A 14,327-nucleotide genomic window follows, 5' to 3' on the forward strand; every position below is an offset into this window, starting at 1 on the left:
GTCGCCCGGATGCTCACCGACACTGACCCCGAACTTGACCATGGACCGCGGACCGAAAGGTCCGCGACCATGCGGATGTGCGCGGTCAGTCGGCAGGTCCGGCCGATCGACGAGCTGATCCGCTTCGTCATTTCGCCGCAGGGCGACGTAGTTCCAGATCTCAAGCGCAAGCTGCCCGGACGCGGCATGTGGCTCACCGCCTCTCGCGGGGTGGTTGCGGAAGCCGTCCGGCGTCACCATTTTGGCAAGGCCTTCAAGCGCGAGTTGCGCATCCCTCAGACGCTTCCTGCCGATATCGAGGCGCTCCTGGTTCGGAGCGTGACGGAAGCCCTTGGGATCGCTGCCAAGGCCGGTCAGGTCGTGGCCGGCTTCGGCAAGGTCGAAAGCGCCCTTCGGGAAGGCACGGCCGAGGTCCTGATCCACGCCAGCGACGGGGCCGCGGACGGAATCCGCAAATTGGACATGCTGGCGCGTCAAAATGCCGGAAATCGCGGCGCCAAGCCGCAGATTACCGTCGTCACGGCGCTGAAATCGTTAGAATTGGATTTGGCACTGACCCGGTCAAATGTGATACATGCTGCCCTGCTCGCGGGCCCGGCGAGCAGGTCATTCCTGTCACGTAGCCAGATGCTGGTCCGATACCGGATGGCGGACGCTGACAAGACTGCCGAAAAGCCCGGCCAGGATTTCTGAGAGATACGACGACCCGATTGGACGGTGCGGCAACGCACAACACTGATAAATCAGGATTAGGACTGCTGAATGGTTGATACCAAGACCCCTGACGACAAAAAGCTGAGCGTTCCGAGCAAGACGCTATCGCTCAAGCCGCGCGTCGAAACGGGCACTGTCCGCCAGAGCTTCAGCCACGGCCGCAGCAAGCAGGTCGTGGTCGAGAAGCGCGGCAAGCGCCGCATCGACGGCAGTGCCGAACCGCAGGCTCCCACGGTTGTCGCGAAGCCGGCACCGGCCGCGCCAACTCCGACGCCCGCTCCGTCGCGCCCGGCACCGCCGCGCAACGCCGGATCCGGCGTGGTGCTGCGCACGCTGACCGAGGACGAACGTTCCGCCCGCGCCAGCGCGCTGGCCGACGCCAAGGTGCGCGAAGTCGAAGAGCGCCGCCAGGCCGAGGAAGAGGCCCAGCGCCGCGCTGTTCGCGAAGCCGCTGAACGCATCGAGCGCGAAGCGGCCGAATCCCGCCGCAAGGCCGAGGAAGAGCGTCACCGTCACGAGGACGAAGCCAAGCGCAAGGCAGAGACCGAGGCCAAGAAGCGTTTTGGCGAAGGCGAGCAGCCGGCATCTGCGCCGCGCCCCGCAGCCGCCGCCCCCGCAGCTCCGGCGCCGCGTCCCGGCGCCCCCGCCGCGCGCCCCGGCACCACCACGGCACGCCCGGGAACATCGACCGCGCGTCCCGGAGCGACCACAGCGAGACCGGCAGGTGGCCCGTTGGGCCGCGCGCCCGCGGTTGCTGCCGGCCCGGACGAGGACGATGGTCCGCGCCAGATCCGCCGCGGTCCCGGCGGCGCCGCGCGTCCCGTGGTAGCCCCCAAGCCCACCCACAAGCCCGGCCCGCAGAAGGAGCGCGGCCGCCTGACCGTCGTCACCGCATTCAATGCCGACGACGTGCGCGAGCGCTCGATCGCCTCGTTCCGCCGCCGCACCCAGCGCCTGAAGGGCCATGCCGCGAACGAGCCGAAGGAAAAACTGATCCGCGAAGTGGTCATTCCGGAAGCGATCACGATCCAGGAACTCGCCAACCGCATGTCCGAGCGCGCGGTGGAAATCATCCGCATGCTGATGAAGCAGGGCGCGATCCACAAGATCACCGACGTGATCGACGCCGACACCGCGCAGCTGATCGCCGAAGAGCTCGGCCACACCGTCAAGCGCGTTGCCGCGTCCGACGTTGAAGAAGGCCTGTTCGACGCCACCGACGATTCGACCGACACTGAGACCCGTTCGCCTGTGGTGACCGTGATGGGCCACGTCGATCACGGCAAGACCTCGCTGCTCGACGCGCTCCGTCATGCCAACGTCGTCTCCGGCGAAGCCGGCGGCATCACCCAGCATATCGGCGCCTATCAGGTGCTGTCGCCCGAAAGCGGCAAGAAGATCACCTTCATCGACACGCCCGGCCACGCCGCGTTCACCGCGATGCGCGCCCGCGGCGCCAAGGTCACCGACATCGTCGTGCTGGTGGTCGCGGCCGATGATGGCGTCATGCCGCAGACGATCGAAGCCATCAACCACGCCAAGGCGGCGCGGGTGCCGATCATCGTTGCCATCAACAAGATCGACAAGCCCGATGCCAAGCCCGAGCGCGTGCGCACCGAGCTGCTCCAGCATGAGGTGCAGGTCGAATCGTTCGGCGGCGACGTCGTCGACGTCGAAGTGTCCGCCAAGAACAAGACCAATCTCGACAAGCTGCTCGAGATGATCGCGCTCCAGGCCGATATCCTCGACCTCAAGACCAATTCGGAACGGCCGGCCGAGGGCACCGTGATCGAAGCCAAGCTCGACCGCGGCCGCGGTCCGGTCGCGACCGTGTTGGTCCAGCGCGGCACGCTCCGGGTCGGCGACATTATCGTCGCCGGCGCCGAGATGGGCCGCGTGCGCGCGCTGATCTCGGATCAGGGCGAGACCGTCCAGGAAGCAGGTCCGTCGGTGCCGGTCGAAGTGCTCGGCTTCAACGGTCCGCCGGAAGCCGGCGATCGTCTCGCCGTGGTCGAGAACGAAGCCCGCGCCCGCCAGGTCACGAGCTACCGTGCGCACCAGAAGCGCGAGAACGCGGCTGCCTCGATCTCCGGCATGCGCGGCTCGCTCGAGCAGATGATGTCGCAATTGAAGACGGCGGGCCGCAAGGAATTCCCGCTGATCATCAAGGCCGACGTGCAGGGCTCGCTGGAAGCGATCCTCGGCTCGCTGGAGAAGCTCGGCACCGACGAAGTCGCCGCCCGCATCCTGCATGCCGGCGTCGGTGGCATCTCGGAATCCGACGTGACGCTGGCGGAAGGTTTCAACGCCGCGATCATCGGCTTCTCGGTTCGTGCCAACAAGGAGGCCGCTGCGGCCGCCAAGCGCAACGGCATCGAGATCCGCTACTACAACATCATCTACGACCTCGTGGACGACGTGAAGAAGGCGATGAGCGGCCTGCTCGCGCCGACCTTGCGCGAAACCATGCTCGGCAATGCCTCGATCCTGGAGATCTTCAACATCTCCAAGGTCGGCAAGGTCGCCGGCTGCCGCGTCACCGACGGCACCGTGGAACGCGGCGCCAATGTGCGCCTGATCCGCGACAACGTCGTCGTGCACGAAGGCAAGCTGTCGACGCTGAAGCGCTTCAAGGACGAAGTGAAGGAAGTCCAGTCCGGTCAGGAATGCGGCATGGCCTTCGAAAACTACCACGACATGCGTGCCGGTGACGTGATCGAGTGTTACCGCGTAGAGACGATCCAGCGCTCCCTGTAAGTCCAAATCTTACCGAAGCGTCCGGATCTTTTTGAGCTGAAATTGCGGGAGTGCGATGGCCGGATTTTTCCGGCCATCCACCCCTCTTCGTTTCAACAGGACAAATGACAATGCCCGTGTCCCAAACACGGGCATGACGAGGTGATTTCCAACCATGCCACGCCATCATCAGAAGAAGAGTTCCGCGCCAGGCGGAGGCTCGCAGCGGCAGCTGCGCGTCGGCGAACAGGTTCGCCACGCGATGGCCGAGATTCTGGCGCAAGGCAACGTGCATGATGCGGATCTTGAAGGTCACATCATCACCGTGCCGGAGGTGCGGATGTCACCCGACCTGAAGCTCGCGACAGTCTATGTGATGCCGCTCGGTGGCCGCGACACCGAGGTCGTCATCGCTGCGCTCGAGCGCAACAAGAAATTCGTGCGCGGCGAGATCGCGCGGCGCGTTAACCTGAAATTTGCACCTGACCTTCGCTTCCGCGTCGACGAACGATTCGATGAAGCGGAACGGATCGAGAAGCTTTTGAGAACACCTGCGGTGCAGAAGGATCTGGAACAGGATCCGGACACGGATCGGGAAGAAGAACGATGACGATGGACCCGGCTCACGACACGATCAGCGGCGAACAGGCCGATCAGCGCGACGTGCAGAAGAATAATCTGGCGGACGATAATTTTGCGGGCCTGGGCGGCGATTCGCAGCCGCATCAGGAGCCGCGCCGCGTCAACAACGATCCGCGCGCCAACACCAGGCAGAAGGGCAACCAGGTCCGCCGCGACCGGCGCGACGTCCATGGCTGGGTCGTGCTCGACAAGCCGATCGGCATGACCTCGACGCAGGCGGTTGCGGTGCTCAAGCGGCTGTTCAACGCCAAGCGCGCCGGACACGCCGGCACGCTCGATCCGCTCGCCTCGGGAGGGCTGCCGATCGCGCTCGGGGAAGCCACCAAGACCGTTCCCTTCGTCATGGACGGCCGCAAGCGCTACCAGTTCACGGTGTGCTGGGGCGAGGAGCGCGACACAGACGACATCGAGGGCCGGGTGACCGCGACCTCCGACCAGCGTCCGACCCGCGAGGCCATCCTGGCCCTGTTGCCCCGCTTCACAGGGGTGATCGAGCAGATTCCGCCGCGTTATTCCGCGATCAAGATCCAGGGCGAACGCGCCTATGACCTCGCCCGCGATGGCGAAATCGTGGAATTGGCGGCCCGCCCGGTCGAGATTCACCATTTAACCCTTGTAAATCAACCGGATAACGACCACGCCGTGTTCGAGGCCGAATGCGGCAAGGGCACCTATGTCCGGGCACTTGCCCGCGATATGGGCCGGATTCTCGGCACTTACGGCCATATCTGCGCGCTCAGGCGGACCCTGGTCGGCCCATTTGGCGAAAACGACATGATTCCGCTGGATCAGCTGGAGGCTTTGTGCGATAGAGCCGCGTCCGGCGAGGGTAGCCTCGCGGACGCGCTTATGCCCGTTGAGACCGCGCTGGACGACATCCCGGCACTGGCCGTCACTCGGGCTGATGCGGCAAGGCTCCATCGGGGCCAGGCCGTTTTGTTGCGCGGACGGGATGCGCCCACAAGTAGCGGCACAGTCTATGTCACGGTGGCAGGCCGTCTTCTCGCGCTTGCTGAAGTCGGCAACGGCGAAATCATCCCCAAGCGTGTGTTCAACCTGACCGGCCTGACTGCCAGCTCCGGTCGCAACGAGAGAAATTGACGATGTCGATTGCCGCAGAACGCAAAGCGGAAGTCATCAAGACGAACGCCAACAAGGCCGGCGACACCGGCTCGCCGGAGGTTCAGGTCGCGATCCTGTCGGAACGCATCGCCAACCTCACCAACCATTTCAAGACCCACGTGAAGGACAACCATTCGCGTCGCGGCCTCTTGAAGCTGGTCTCGACCCGCCGCTCGCTCCTCGACTATGTGAAGAAGAAGGATGAGGCGCGGTACAAGTCGCTGCTCGAGAAGCACAACATTCGTCGTTAAGAGTTCCTGCGCGCGCCAAACGGCGCGCGTTTTCGCGCGTGATTTCGAACGAAAGCGTTTGTTCAAAGGTTTTTCGTCGAGGCTGCGTGCGCGTCGGATGCGAGCCGTTGACGGCGAGCATCCGGGGCATGATGGGCGAACACCGCGCTTCGGTGTTCGCGTTCGTGCCGACTGACAGTCCAGCAGCAATCCGGCGGCTGGGCACAACGGGCAAGGCGCCCGTATGACCCGAAGGGATGGACGCCATCCGAAATCCAAAAACCATGGCAGGATCGCAGGACGCTGATCGCCCGCTTCGATCAACGTCCCGCAATCTTGCGCATGGTTTTTGTTTTTCGACCCGTCCTTCTTTCGAGAACCCATGAAAGAAGACCTCTATGTTCAATAAGCATTCAGTCGAGATCGACTGGGGTGGACGCCCTCTCAAGCTCGAAACCGGCAAGATCGCCCGCCAGGCCGACGGCGCCGTCGTCGCCACCTATGGCGAGACCGTGGTGCTCGCCACCGTCGTTGCCGCGAAGTCGCCGCGCGAAGGCGTCGACTTCCTGCCGCTGACCGTCGACTACCAGGAGAAGACCTACGCAGCCGGCCGCATTCCCGGCGGCTATTTCAAGCGCGAGGGTCGTCCGACCGAGAAGGAAACGCTTGTCTCCCGCCTGATCGACCGCCCGATCCGTCCGCTGTTCGTCGACGGCTGGCGCAATGAGACCCAGGTAATCGTCACCGTGCTCTCGCACGACATGGAAAACGACCCCGACATCGTCGCACTGGTGGCTTCGTCGGCCGCGCTGACCCTGTCAGGCGCTCCGTTCAAGGGCCCGATCGGCGCGGCACGCGTCGGCTTCGCCAATGACGAGTTCATCCTCAACCCGACGCTCGACGAGATGGTGGACACCCAGCTCGACCTCGTCGTCGCCGGCACTGCCGACGCCGTGCTGATGGTGGAATCGGAAGCCAAGGAGCTGAACGAAGACATCATGCTCGGCGCCGTGATGTTCGGTCATCGCCACTTCCAGCCGGTGATCAACGCGATCATCGAGCTCGCCGAGAAGGCCGCCAAGGAGCCGCGCGAAGTCACCACCATCGACAATTCGGCGCTCGAAAAAGAAATGCTCGGCCTCGTCGAGCAGGAACTGCGCGCCGCCTACGCCATTCCGGTCAAGCAGGATCGCTACGCCGCGGTCGGCAAGGTCAAGGAAAAGGTGATCGCCCATTACTTCCCCGAAGGGCAGGAGCCGAAATACGACAAGCTGCGCATCTCCGGCGTGTTCAAGGAGCTCGAAGCGAAGATCGTTCGCTGGAACATCCTGGACACCGGCAAGCGCATCGACGGCCGCGACTCGAAGACCGTCCGCAACATCGTCGCCGAAGTCGGCGTGCTGCCCCGCGCCCACGGTTCGGCGCTGTTCACCCGTGGCGAAACCCAGGCGCTGGTCGTGACCACGCTCGGCACCGGCGAGGACGAGCAGTACATCGACGCACTGTCCGGAACGTACAAAGAGACGTTCCTGCTGCACTACAACTTCCCTCCCTATTCGGTCGGTGAGACCGGCCGCCTCGGTGGCACCAAGCGCCGCGAAATCGGCCACGGCAAGCTCGCCTGGCGCGCGATCCACCCGGTGCTGCCGCCGCATCACGAATTCCCCTACACCACGCGCGTGGTGTCGGAGATCACCGAATCGAACGGTTCGTCCTCGATGGCTTCGGTCTGCGGCGCCTCGCTCGCGCTGATGGATGCGGGCGTGCCGTTGAAGCGGCCGACCGCGGGCATCGCGATGGGCCTGATCCTCGAAGACAAGCGCTTCGCGGTTCTCTCGGACATCCTCGGCGACGAGGACCATCTCGGCGACATGGACTTCAAGGTCGCCGGTACGGAGCAAGGCATCACCTCGCTCCAGATGGACATCAAGATCGAGGGCATCACCGAAGAGATCATGAAGGTCGCGCTCGGCCAGGCCAAGGATGGGCGCATCCACATCCTCGGCGAAATGTCCAAGGCGCTCACCAACGCCCGCGCCGAGCTCGGCGAATACGCGCCGCGCATCGAGACCTTCAAGATCGCCACCGACAAGATCCGCGAAGTGATCGGCACCGGCGGCAAGGTGATCCGCGAGATCGTCGAGAAGACCGGCGCCAAGGTCAACATCGAGGACGACGGCACCGTGAAGGTTGCGTCCAGCGACGGCGAGGCCATGAAGGCCGCGATCAAGTGGATCAAGTCGATCGCCTCCGATCCGGAAGTCGGCCAGATCTATGACGGCACCGTCGTCAAGGTGATGGAGTTCGGCGCCTTCGTGAACTTCTTCGGCTCCAAGGACGGCCTCGTCCACATCAGCCAGCTCGCTTCGGCGCGCGTGCAGAAGACCTCCGACGTCGTCAAGGAAGGCGACAAGGTCAAGGTCAAGCTGCTCGGCTTCGACGACCGCGGCAAGACCCGCCTGTCGATGAAGGTCGTCGACCAGACCACCGGCGAAGACCTCGAGGGCAAGGTCGGCGACGGCGACAAGGCTCCGCGCGAGGCAGCCGGCGAGTAATCGCTGAGCACCATCGGAAACACGAAGGGCGGCCGAAAGGCCGCCCTTTTTATTGGCTGTCTGCGGCGGGCATCATCGAGATAGCAATGCGCGATTCCGCCGCAGCGTCACAATGACTGTGATCGAAACCGGCGGGGGTCGCTGCTGCGTAGCTGTTCTCACGCTTGATCAGCGGATCGTCCCCAGACAGGAGAATCACATGTCATCCATATCCCGGCGCCGTCTCATGTTCGCTGCAACAGGCCTTGTTGCCGCTGCCGCGGCTCCACGCCTCGTGTTTGCGCAGGCCGCCGCGGCGCCCGCAGGTCCGTTCAAGCTCGATCCTCTGGCCTATCCGGCGAACGCGCTGGAACCGCATATCGATGCCAGGACGATGGAAATCCATCACGACCGCCATCACCAGGCGTTCATCACCAACCTGAACAATTTCGCCAAGGACAATCCGCAGATCGCGGAAAAACCGGTCGCCGAAGTGCTGGGCAATCTCGGCGCCGTGCCGGAAGCGATCCGCACCGGCGTCCGCAACAGCATGGGCGGCCACGCCAACCACACCATGTTCTGGCGGATCATGGGACCGAATGGCGGCAAGCCGCAAGGTGCGGTGCTCGCCGCAATCGAGAGCGATCTCGGCGGCATGGAGAAATTCCAGACCGACTTCAACGCTGCCGGCGGACGTGTATTCGGCTCCGGCTGGGTGTTCGTGACAGTCGGCAAGGATGGCAAGCTCGCGATCGAGACGCGCCCCAACCAGGACAATCCGATGATGGACGGCAAGCGCGCGCTGCTCGGCAACGACGTCTGGGAGCACGCCTATTACCTGAACTACCAGAACCGTCGCGCCGATTATCTCAAGGCATGGTGGAACACGGTAAACTGGAAAGTCGTCGGCGAACGCTACGCCGCAGCCAAGGCCGGCACACTCGACGTGTGACAACGATCCGGGTCACGAAAGGGGCGGCCTCTCGGCCGCCCCTTCTGTCTGTCGCTTGCTGATCGGGATCAGGCCACGATGTCGTAGCGATCGAGGTTCATCACCTTGGTCCAGGCCTTGGCGAAGTCCTTGACGAACTGCTCCTTGGCGTCCGAGGTCGCATAGACCTCGGCGTAGGCGCGAAGCTGCGAGTGCGCCCCGAAGATCAGGTCGACGCGCGTGCCGGTCCACTTGACCGCATTGGTCTTGCGGTCGCGGCCTTCGTAGGTGCCGTCCGTGCCGGCCGGGGACCACTGCGTGCTCATGTCGAGCAGGTTGACGAAGAAGTCGTTGCTGAGCGTTCCCACCTTCGCGGTGAGGACGCCGTGCTTCGAACCATTCGCATTGGCACCGAGTACGCGCAGGCCGCCGAGAAGCACCGTCATCTCCGGGCCGGTGAGCCGGAGCAGTTGCGCGCGGTCGACCAGGGCTTCTTCCTGATGCATGAACTGATGCCGCTTGCCGATGAAGTTGCGGAAACCATCGGCGCGCGGCTCCAGCGGAGCAAACGACGCAGCGTCAGTCTGCTCCTGCGAGGCATCCATGCGCCCCGGGGTGAAACCAACCTTAACGTCGATGCCGGCATCCTTGGCGGCCTTTTCGACCGCCGCGGTGCCGCCGAGCACGATCAGGTCGGCCAGCGAGACCTTCTTCGCGCCTGACGACGCGTTGAAGTCCTTCTGGATCGCTTCGAGCTTGCCGAGCACCTTGGACAGCTGGGCCGGCTCGTTCACCTCCCAATCCTTCTGCGGGGCAAGACGGATGCGCGCGCCATTGGCGCCGCCGCGCTTGTCCGAACCGCGGAACGTCGAGGCCGACGCCCACGCCGCCGAGACCAGCTCGGACACCGAGAGCCCCGAGGCCAGGATCTTGGTCTTCAGCGCAGCGATGTCCTGATCGCTGGCCAGCTCGTGATCCAACGCCGGGATCGGATCCTGCCAGATCAGCGTCTCCTTCGGCACCAGCGGGCCGAGATAGCGCTGGATCGGGCCCATGTCGCGATGGGTGAGCTTGAACCAGGCGCGGGCAAAGGCGTCGGCGAACTGAGCCGGGTTCTCCAGGAAGCGCCGCGAGATCTTCTCATAGGCCGGATCGAAGCGCAGCGAGAGGTCGGTGGTCAGCATCGTCGGCCGATGCTTCTTCGACTTGTCGAAGGCGTCGGGAATGATGGCGTCCGCACCCTTGGCCGTCCACTGGTTCGCACCGCCCGGGCTCTTCGTCAGCTCCCATTCGAAGTTGAACAGGTTCTCGAAGAAGTTGTTGCTCCACTTGGTGGGCGTGGTCGTCCACGTGACTTCGAGACCGCTGGTGATGGCATCGCCCGAGTGGCCCGACGCGTGCTTGCTCTTCCAGCCGAGGCCCTGATCTTCCAGAGCGCCCGCCTCCGGCTCAGGCCCGACCAGCGAGGGATCGCCTGCACCATGGGTCTTGCCGAAGCTGTGGCCACCCGCGATCAGAGCGACGGTTTCTTCGTCGTTCATCGCCATACGGGCGAAGGTCTCACGGATGTCCTTGGCTGCGGCAACCGGATCCGGCTTGCCGTTCGGACCTTCCGGGTTGACGTAGATGAGGCCCATCTGCACCGCGCCGAGCGGCTCGGCGAGCTCGCGTTCGCCGCTGTAGCGCTCATCGCCCAGCCATGTGCCTTCGGGGCCCCAATACAGCTCTTCCGGCTCCCAGACGTCGACGCGACCGCCGGCAAAGCCAAACGTCTTGAAGCCCATCGACTCCAGCGCGACGTTGCCGGCGAGCACCATCAGATCGGCCCAGGAAATCTTGCGGCCGTATTTCTGCTTGATCGGCCAGAGCAGACGGCGCGCCTTGTCGAGATTGGCGTTGTCGGGCCAGCTATTGAGCGGCGCGAAACGCTGCTGGCCGGCGCCGGCACCACCGCGGCCGTCGGTGGTGCGATAGGTGCCCGCACTGTGCCAGGCCATACGGATCATCAAGCCGCCATAGTGCCCGAAGTCGGCAGGCCACCATTCCTTCGAATCCGTCATCAGCGCGGTCAGGTCCTTGATGACCGCGTTGAGGTCCAGCGACTTGAATTCCTTGGCGTAGTCGAAGTCCTTGCCCATCGGGTCGGACTTGTCGGAATTCTTGTGCAGCATCTCGATGCTGAGCTGGGTTGGCCACCAATCGCGGTTCGCCGGCACGCGTTTTCCACCCGAAAACGGGCACTTTGAAGTGTCGTCCATGAATACCTCCTCTGGTGGCGCGAGTTCGCACCTTCGACCAGGTAGAACCACTCTAAGCCTCCCATTCCATCAGGGGAAGTTGACTTTAATGATCGCTGCGATAGGATTTTCTGATGGCTAACGTGACGATGCGCCAGCTCCGGTATTTCGATGCGCTGGCGCGCCACGGCCATTTCGGCCGTGCGGCCGAGGCAAGCTCGATCTCGCAGCCAGCCCTGTCGATGCAGATCAAGGAACTGGAGGACGCGCTTGGCGGCCTCTTGCTGGAGCGGAGCGCCCGGCAGGTGGCGCTGACCCGGTTCGGCGAAGAGCTCGCGCCGCGCGTCCGCGACATCCTGCGCTCGGTCGACGAGCTCGGCGATTTCGCCCGCGCCTCGCAGGACCGCTTTGCCGGTCGGCTGCGCATCGGCATGATCCCGACGATCGCGCCCTATCTGCTGCCCACCATCACCAAGAACCTCACGCGCATGCATCCGGAGCTCGACATCCGTGTGCGCGAGACCATGACGCCGCGGCTGATCCAGGAGCTGGTGGAGGGACGGCTGGACACCGCCATCGTGGCGCTGCCAGTGTCCGAGCCCTCGCTGACCGAGGTTGCCCTGTTCGAGGAAAAATTCCTGCTGGTGCGGCCGGGCGCGGATGAGGGGACGCCGGCGCCGTCGCGCGAGATGATGCGGGAGATGCGGCTGTTGCTGCTCGAAGAGGGGCACTGCTTCCGCGATCAGGCGCTGTCGTTCTGCAACATGCAATCGGCGCCGCCGCGCGAGATGCTGGACGCGAATTCGCTGTCGACGCTGGTCCAGATGGTCAGCGCCGGCATCGGCGTTACGCTGATTCCGGAGATGGCCGTGCCGGTGGAGACCCGGTCGGCCTCGGTCTCGCTGGCGCGCTTCCGCGACCCCGAGCCATCCCGCACCATCGGCATGGTCTGGCGCAAGACCAGCCCGCTGGCGCGACAGCTGCTCCAGATTTCCGAGGTGGTGTGCCTGTCGGCCGGCAAGGTGCGGGCACGTCAACCCGCGCGCAGCCCGCGGGCTTGACGTCCCGATGTCGCATCCGATCATCCGCCCCGCACGCGCCGACGAATATGACGAGGTCGGCCGCGTCTGGATGGAGAGCTGGGTCTCGACCAGGCTCGGCGAGGCGAGCGAGTTCCTGCTGGCAAACCTGCGCGCACGTGTCCGGCGCGAGATCGAAGACGGCTGGGCCCTTTACGTCGCCGACGATAACGGCACGATCGCCGCGATGCTGGCGTTGCATCCGCCAAAGCTCTATCTCGACATGCTGTTCGTCGGGCCTGCCTATCAGGGGCAGTCGCTCGGGCGAAAACTGCTCGCCTTCGCGCGCACGCAGATGCCCGACGAGATGTACCTGCGCTGCGTGCGCGAAAACGAGAAGGCCTGGCGCTGGTACGAGCGCGAAGGTTTCGTGTTCGAGAAGGAAGAGATCGAGCCGTCGAACGGGTTTGTGATGAAATATTATCGGTGGAAGCGGCGGCGACCAACCGGATAGATTACGACCACCGGGTACAGCTTGCGGTTGTCATGATCCCGGCCTAGTGTTGGCCTCCTGTTTCTGATCCCCCTGGAATCCATGTTTCGATCTGCTGCCTCATTGCTCGTCCTGCTGTCCCTTCTGGCTTCCGCATCAGCGCAAACTCCTCCTGCAACCTCCGCGTCTCCCGCACCAGCAAGGCCGGCTGCCAAGAAAGCCGCGCCGAAGGCCAAACCGATGGCGAAGCAGCCGGTTGCGGTCGAGAGCGGCCCCTGCAAGCTCGGCGTGATCTCGGTGATCGGAGAGCGCTACTCCGTCCAGAAATTCGGGCTCACCATTTTCGAGAACGAGGAGACCGAAGTCCCCATCGACTGGGGTCTCGACGATCTCGTGTTCGCGCGAGTGAAAGCCGCAACGGGCGGCGATCCCGGCGTTCGCAGGATCGCCTTTCCCAAGGGAGCCTTCGAACCCTTCTACAATCCGAAATCGCGATTCATTCCCGATCCCAACGAACGCCTGCCAGCGATCGTGCGGGGCATCACGCCGAACGTGAGCTGCGATCGCTATCTGGTTGCGACCACGTACAAGGGGGAATTGCCGGGCAGCCGCATGATGTTGAACGGCATCGGCACATTCAATCAAGGGCTCGGAAATCTGATCCGGCATTCACATTTGTTCGCAAACATCTCGATCAACCTGATCGACGGCCGGAGCTACGAGGAGATCAAGCGCCCCTTTGTGAATTTCGGCGCGAACTTCGCCGCAAGTATGCGACTGACCGAAGACCCGCTTAACAAGCTCGACAATGACCAGTTTCCCAACCCGCCCGCGACCGCTTCGAGCAGCACGATTCTGCGCGAGAAAACGCGGGCGCTCATCACCGACAGGCTCGATCGGGGGCTTCCCGGCTATCTGAAGCAAGACTGACACGCACTCATTCGCGTCGACCAAGATGTTGACGAGCGAACGCTGCATCGGACCAACCGTAGTACGTTGCGATTTCAAAGCAGACACGCGATGAATAAGCCTCGCCCGCCTCGCGCCGATGGAAGGTTCCCCGTCATGATCAAGCTCTATTGGTCGCCCCGCTCGCGCTCGTTCACGACACTCTGGCTGATGGAAGAGAGCGGCCTTGCCTATGAGCGCGTGCTGACCGACATCTCGACCGGCGCGCAGAAGGCGCCGGATTTTCTCAAGATCAATCCGATGGGTAAGGTGCCGGCGATCGCCGATGGCGAGATTGCACTCGGCGAAGCCGCTGCGATCTGCGCCTACATTGCCGACCGTTATCCCGAGACGAAGCTAGCGCCCGCCGCGACCGATCCGCGCCGTGGGCGGTATTTGCAATGGCTGTTCTTCTCGCCGGGCTGCATCGAACCCGCCATCATCCAGATCTTCACCAAGATCGAGATCCCGACCTCGACCGCCGCTTGGGGCAGCGCAACGCAGGTGTTCGACGTGCTAGAAGCTGCGCTCGCCAAGGGGCCGTGGATTCTCGGCGAGGATTTTTCGGCCGCCGACATCACGATCGGCTCGGGTCTGAATTTCGCGGTGCGGCAGTTCAAGATGGTGCCGTCGCGCCCCGCCTTCGATGCCTATCTCGCGCGCTGCATGGCGCGGCCGGCGTTCCAGCGTGCGGAGAAGATCGCAGCGGGTTGAAGCAGCT

General features: G+C 64.0%; 12 protein-coding genes. 11 read left to right on the plus strand and 1 reads right to left on the minus strand.

Annotated elements, in window-relative coordinates; translation table 11 throughout:
- Positions 1 to 9: 9 nt before the first annotated feature.
- The 7 genes from CIT39_RS00225 (at position 10) to CIT39_RS00255 (ending at position 8,930) form a co-directional block, all read left to right on the plus strand.
- Entirely contained in the window at positions 10 to 693 is a 684-nt protein-coding gene (locus CIT39_RS00225) for an RNA-binding protein (protein ID WP_094976108.1), read from the plus strand.
- A 69-nt stretch (positions 694 to 762) separates the two neighbouring features.
- Positions 763 to 3,471: a translation initiation factor IF-2 gene (infB, locus tag CIT39_RS00230; protein WP_094976107.1), complete on the plus strand. Its 2,709-nt coding sequence runs from the start codon at positions 763 to 765 to the stop codon at positions 3,469 to 3,471.
- Between the two features lie 154 nt (positions 3,472 to 3,625).
- Positions 3,626 to 4,060, plus strand: coding sequence for a 30S ribosome-binding factor RbfA (gene rbfA / locus CIT39_RS00235; protein ID WP_094976106.1), 435 nt, complete (start codon positions 3,626 to 3,628; stop codon positions 4,058 to 4,060).
- On the plus strand, positions 4,057 to 5,193 hold the full coding sequence (truB, locus tag CIT39_RS00240; RefSeq protein WP_162308823.1) for a tRNA pseudouridine(55) synthase TruB: 1,137 nt from the start codon (positions 4,057 to 4,059) through the stop codon (positions 5,191 to 5,193). The genes rbfA and truB overlap by 4 nt, the downstream gene beginning before the upstream one ends.
- A gap of 2 nt (positions 5,194 to 5,195) precedes the next feature.
- Positions 5,196 to 5,465 carry a 30S ribosomal protein S15 gene (gene rpsO, locus CIT39_RS00245; protein WP_094976105.1) on the plus strand — a complete coding sequence of 90 codons (270 nt, stop codon included), beginning with the start codon at positions 5,196 to 5,198 and terminating at the stop codon, positions 5,463 to 5,465.
- A gap of 377 nt (positions 5,466 to 5,842) precedes the next feature.
- The gene (gene pnp / locus CIT39_RS00250; RefSeq protein ID WP_094976104.1) at positions 5,843 to 7,999 is read left to right on the plus strand and encodes a polyribonucleotide nucleotidyltransferase; all 2,157 of its coding nucleotides are present in this window, start codon (positions 5,843 to 5,845) and stop codon (positions 7,997 to 7,999) included.
- Between the two features lie 199 nt (positions 8,000 to 8,198).
- Positions 8,199 to 8,930 (plus strand): superoxide dismutase, encoded by a 732-nt coding sequence (locus CIT39_RS00255; RefSeq protein WP_094976103.1) that lies wholly within the window; start codon positions 8,199 to 8,201, stop codon positions 8,928 to 8,930.
- A 68-nt stretch (positions 8,931 to 8,998) separates the two neighbouring features.
- Here the strand turns inward: CIT39_RS00255 and katG are convergent, their stop codons facing one another.
- Positions 8,999 to 11,167: a catalase/peroxidase HPI gene (katG, locus tag CIT39_RS00260; RefSeq protein WP_094976102.1), complete on the minus strand. Its 2,169-nt coding sequence runs from the start codon at positions 11,165 to 11,167 to the stop codon at positions 8,999 to 9,001.
- Between the two features lie 113 nt (positions 11,168 to 11,280).
- Between katG and CIT39_RS00265 the strand changes: the two genes are divergently transcribed.
- From CIT39_RS00265 to CIT39_RS00280, 4 genes are all read left to right on the plus strand, one after another.
- Positions 11,281 to 12,207, plus strand: a complete 927-nt coding sequence (locus CIT39_RS00265; RefSeq protein WP_094976101.1) for a hydrogen peroxide-inducible genes activator — start codon at positions 11,281 to 11,283, stop codon at positions 12,205 to 12,207.
- A 7-nt stretch (positions 12,208 to 12,214) separates the two neighbouring features.
- Entirely contained in the window at positions 12,215 to 12,679 is a 465-nt protein-coding gene (locus tag CIT39_RS00270; RefSeq protein ID WP_094976100.1) for a GNAT family N-acetyltransferase, read from the plus strand.
- A 219-nt stretch (positions 12,680 to 12,898) separates the two neighbouring features.
- Entirely contained in the window at positions 12,899 to 13,588 is a 690-nt protein-coding gene (locus CIT39_RS00275; protein WP_244607490.1) for a hypothetical protein, read from the plus strand.
- Positions 13,589 to 13,723: 135 nt separating this feature from the next.
- Positions 13,724 to 14,320: a glutathione S-transferase family protein gene (locus CIT39_RS00280; protein WP_094976098.1), complete on the plus strand. Its 597-nt coding sequence runs from the start codon at positions 13,724 to 13,726 to the stop codon at positions 14,318 to 14,320.
- The last annotated feature ends 7 nt before the right edge of the window (positions 14,321 to 14,327 follow it).

Origin of the sequence: Bradyrhizobium symbiodeficiens (assembly GCF_002266465.3) — a bacterium.
GTDB classification, from domain to species: Bacteria; Pseudomonadota; Alphaproteobacteria; order Rhizobiales; family Xanthobacteraceae; genus Bradyrhizobium; species Bradyrhizobium symbiodeficiens.